This is a genomic window from Anaeromicrobium sp., from assembly GCF_025210435.1.
Classification (GTDB): domain Bacteria; phylum Bacillota; class Clostridia; order Peptostreptococcales; family Thermotaleaceae; genus Anaeromicrobium.
Genome location: NZ_JAOART010000126.1, coordinates 1 through 4,683, shown reverse-complemented (window position 1 = coordinate 4,683; position 4,683 = coordinate 1). Strand labels below are relative to the sequence as shown.

Annotated in this window: 5 protein-coding genes; all 5 read right to left on the bottom strand. The window is 31.6% G+C overall.

Annotated features, from left to right (window positions below; translation table 11 throughout):
* Nucleotides 1-327 (bottom strand): cation:dicarboxylate symporter family transporter (locus tag N4A57_RS15585; protein ID WP_293658961.1); only part of this gene is annotated, 327 nt, incomplete at its 3' end.
* Between the two features lie 112 nt (nt 328-439).
* On the bottom strand, nt 440-1,273 hold the full coding sequence (dapF, locus tag N4A57_RS15580) for a diaminopimelate epimerase (protein ID WP_293658960.1): 834 nt from the start codon (nt 1,271-1,273) through the stop codon (nt 440-442).
* Between the two features lie 44 nt (nt 1,274-1,317).
* A complete protein-coding gene (lysA, locus tag N4A57_RS15575) occupies nt 1,318-2,601 on the bottom strand; it encodes a diaminopimelate decarboxylase (protein ID WP_293658959.1) in 1,284 nt (427 codons plus the stop codon).
* A 570-nt stretch (nt 2,602-3,171) separates the two neighbouring features.
* The gene (locus N4A57_RS15570) at nt 3,172-4,161 is read right to left on the bottom strand and encodes a D-cysteine desulfhydrase family protein (RefSeq protein ID WP_293658958.1); all 990 of its coding nucleotides are present in this window, start codon (nt 4,159-4,161) and stop codon (nt 3,172-3,174) included.
* Nucleotides 4,162-4,264: 103 nt separating this feature from the next.
* The coding region (locus tag N4A57_RS15565; RefSeq protein ID WP_293658957.1) for a dicarboxylate/amino acid:cation symporter at nt 4,265-4,683 on the bottom strand (419 nt) is incomplete at its 5' end.

The following is a 4,683-nucleotide window of genomic DNA, read 5'->3' as shown; positions in this document are numbered from 1 at the left end:
TTCTGCTGGTGGAAATACATTCACTACAACAATCATTATAAAAGCAGCAATCAAACCAGTTATAGCAAATGTTAAAAATAAGTTTCCTAATATTTTCCCAAGTCTTTTTAGATTAGCCATATTCGATACAGCACTACTTATCGAAAGAAAAACCAAAGGTACTACAATGGTAAACATACCATTTAAGAATAAATCTCCTAAAGGTTTAAATATACTTGCTCTTTCCCCCATTTGAATTCCTATTAAACTCCCTAGCACAATCCCTGTCAATAAGATAATCGGAAATCTATATGCTTTCCAAATACTTTGCTTTTGTTTCGTGGTCATTTGTACATCCTCCTATCATTTTTATTAAATATATTATCGATCATTTATTTTTACTTGGTTAAAGATGTACCCCTTTTGTTATGTATCATAAACCAATATTAAAAGTAAACCTTTAAAAATTCATAAACTCTCCCACGCAAATAGTCGTAGCTTCCCCTTTCATAAATACATCAAAATCATCTTTAATTTCAATTTCCATTGCGCCGCCTTCCGCTTGAACTTTCACTTTTTGATTAAGCTTATTTAAAACATTTCCTAAAACAACACTCGAACAACATCCCGTTCCACAGGCTAGCGTTCTCCCTGCTCCTCTTTCCCAAGTATATACGTTAATATGATTTCTATCTTTTACTTCAACAAAATTTACATTTGTCTTTTTAGGAAAGATTGGGTGAATCTCCATTTTACTTCCTAATCCATTAATATCTATATCCTTAATATCATCCACAAAAACTACCGTATGAGGCACTCCTAAAAATATAGTAGAAAATACAACTTCTTTTCCATCTATTTCAACACACTTTTCAATCACCTTTTCACCTTCACACATAACAGGTATATCTTTTGGGTCAAATAAAGGCTTGCTCATTTTTACTTTTACAAACTTCACTTCTTTATTCTCTACTTCAAGCCATATATTTTGAATCCCCGCTAATGTTTCTACCGTAAAAACTTCTTTATTTACAATATTATTATCATATACAAACTTAGAAAAACACCTTATTCCATTTCCACACATTTCACCTTGGGAACCATCTGAATTAAAATAAATCATCTTCACATCTGCTACATTACTTTCTTCAACAACCATTATACCATCTCCACCCACACTAAAATGTCGATGACATACCTGCAAAGCCAGTTTCCCATAGTCATCAATATTTTCTTTTAGACCATTGAATAGCACAAAATCATTTCCAGCTCCATGCATTTTAGTAAATTTCATTATACATCCTCCTTCATTTTCCTTATGCTATTATTATACCGTCTTTACAGTTCATTTCTTAATAAATCTTCATAAGTTTCTCTTTTAACTATAGTTCTATCCTCTCCTCCCTTAACCATTACAACTGCTGGTCTTGGTATTTTATTATAATTACTTGCCATAGAGTAATTATATGCACCCGTACTTTTAACTGCTAAAATATCTCCTGATTCAAGAATTGGTACTTTTAGATCATATCTTAAAATATCTCCTGATTCGCAGCACTTTCCTGCTATTGTCACTAAGCTATTTTTTTCTTGATCCATTTTATTGGCTACAACTGCTTCGTATTTTGCATCATAAAGAGCTGGTCTTGGGTTATCCGGTAATCCTCCATTAATCCCTACATAAGTTCTTACACCAGGGATCTCCTTAATAGACCCTACTGTATATAAAGTAATTCCTGCTTCTCCTACCATCCATCTTCCTGGTTCAATAATTACTTGTGGCATCCAAAGACCCTTTTCCTCACATTCCTCTTTGATCGTCTCCATGACAGCATCTGTAAAGTATTTCAAAGGCTTTGGCTCGTCTCCCTCTGCATAATAAATCCCAAATCCTCCACCTGTATTTAACTCCTTTGTAATGAATCCTTCTTCTTCTTTCATATTTTTCATTAATTCTACTAATATTTTTACTGCTTTTATATGTGATTCATTATCAAAAAGTTGTGACCCTACGTGAAAATGGAATCCCATCAATTCAATATGACTAGCATCCATAGCTCTTTTTATAGCTTCGTTAATAATATTCCCTTTAAGGGGTATTCCAAATTTAGAATCTATTTGTCCTGTACTAATATACTTATGGGTATGACTATCTACCCCAGGAGTAATTCTAAATAAAATTTTCATTGTTTTTCCAAAAGCTTGTGCTACACTATTTAATAGCTCTAATTCATATAAATTATCAACGACCATTCTTCCTACATTGTTTTTTACTGCCAATTCTATTTCATCTATAGTTTTATTATTTCCATGGAATATTACTTTTTCCATTGGAAATCCTGCTTTGATAGCAGTATATAATTCTCCTCCTGATACAACATCTATTCCAAGACCTTCTCTTTCTATTATTCTACACATCTCTAATGTTAAAAAGGCTTTACTTGCATAAACAGCTCTAGTGTTTTCATATTTTCCTAAAAAATCTTCTCTTATTTCTTTGCATCTTTCACATATATAATCTTCGGACATAACATAAAGAGGCGTTCCATATTTTTTAGCTAGTTTTACGGTATCGCATCCTCCGAAGTAAAAATTACTACCAATGACTTCTGTTCCTTTCATTACTTCAACTCCTTAATTATTTTGTATTTATTCAGACAATCATATTAATAGCAATATTCATGCCATTGTAAAAAAATATTTTTCTCTGTCTAATTTATTTTTTAAAAAACAAAACTATTTTATCAATGAAATCTACAAACCCATTAGAAATACAGGCATTTATCTGTTTTTTTATTATGAAAATTTATTTTTTTGAAGACTATTTTCCCAAGTATATTTAAATTTTCTTGAAATCCATATTAAATACTATACTTTCAAAATTACAAACAGTTCGTTTTTACGAACTATTCTAGCTACAAACAGGCTATATTCACCTTATATTTGTAGACAAATTCATCACGCTCTGTGTTTTCCGTTTTTCAGAACCATTTTCCGTTTTTCCGAATTCATCTCATTGTTCAATTCCATACGGATTGATAAAATTACTTATACCACCACAAAATCCTCATCCTGCCACACTTTTGTATAACAAATAAAAAAACAGGCTTTATGATTTTTTTATTCATTAATGTCATAATCATAAAAAAAAGGAGAGTGTCTCAAATCATCAAACTTGAGACACCCCTTTTTTTAAAAAGAAAATTGATCTTGTTTAGGAAACAACCCAAAAAGTCCTCCTGTATGAATAAATAAAATATTTTTATAATCTTTTAGATTCCCTTTCTTAATTTCTTCTACTAAACCATACATAGCTTTTCCTGTATAAACAGGATCTAATATTACCCCTTCTAATTTAGCTAATTCATGAATAAATTTTAACTCTTCTGGACGACTCAAAGCATACCCTTTTCCTACATATCCATCTATAATATTGATTTCTTCTTTGGTAAATTCTATAGGTTGATCAGTATACTGAAAACTTTCATGAAGTATATTTTCGATTGCTTCTTTAAAATGTTGAGCATCATCGCATACATTCACACCAAATATTTTAGCACTATTTTCATTTATTTTATTTCCATAAAACAGTCCTGCATAAGTACCTCCAGAACCTACAGCCATAACAATAGCATCAAATTTTATGCCCATTTCCTCTTCTTGCTTTAAAATTTCTTCCATAGCGTTATAATATCCAAATGTCCCAATTCCATTAGAAGCTCCTTCTGGTATAATATACGCCTTATGCCCTTTTCTATCTAATTCAGCTTTTATTTCTTTCATAATATCCATTCTATGGTTGCTATATTCATCAGCCGTAATGAAACGAAGCTGTGCACCTAATACTTGATCTAAAAAACAATTACCTTCTACCTTCTTCTCTCCCTTGTTTCTAAGAACTAAGAATGACTTAATACCAAGTTTTGCAGCAACAGCAGCAGTAGCTCTTGCATGATTAGATTGAACCCCTCCACAAGTAATTAAATAATCACAACCTTGATTCAGCGCCTCTTTCACACTATACTCTAATTTTCTCACTTTATTTCCTGCAATTTCAGTCCCCGTTTGATCATCTCTTTTTATATAAATTTCATGACCTTCTAAACTTTTTGATAATCTGTCTAATTTTTCAATTTTTGTAGGTAAATTGGCAATCTCTATTTTAGCAGGTAATTTCATCATACATCATTCCCCTTTATTATAATTTTATTATCCTGACACATCTAAGTATATAGCATTTATCAAATAGCTATAACTCTAAAGTAAAATTCTTGTGTTTTTTATTTTACTGTATATGAGGAGTCAGATTTTGTTTCATCCAATTTTTTCCTTCTACTAATCTAGTAACCATCATAGATGCTACTGCATCTCCAGATGCATTGATCATCGTAGCCATTGGATCTACTAAAAATCCAATTGTAGCTATAATAGGAAATGCTTCTGCTGGGAATCCATACATATTTACAATAAGCATCTCTCCTATAAGTCCGCCTCCTGGTACTCCTGACATAACTACTCCACCTAATACAGATAAAAGAATTGCACTAACATACGTACCTACCCCTTCAAATGGAATATCAAATATTCCAAACATAAAAGATATTTTTAGTATAGAACTAAGACATGTACCATCCATATGCATAGTAGCACCTATTGGAAGCACAATTTCTCTAATATCTTTTGGGACACCCATCTTCTCAGTAG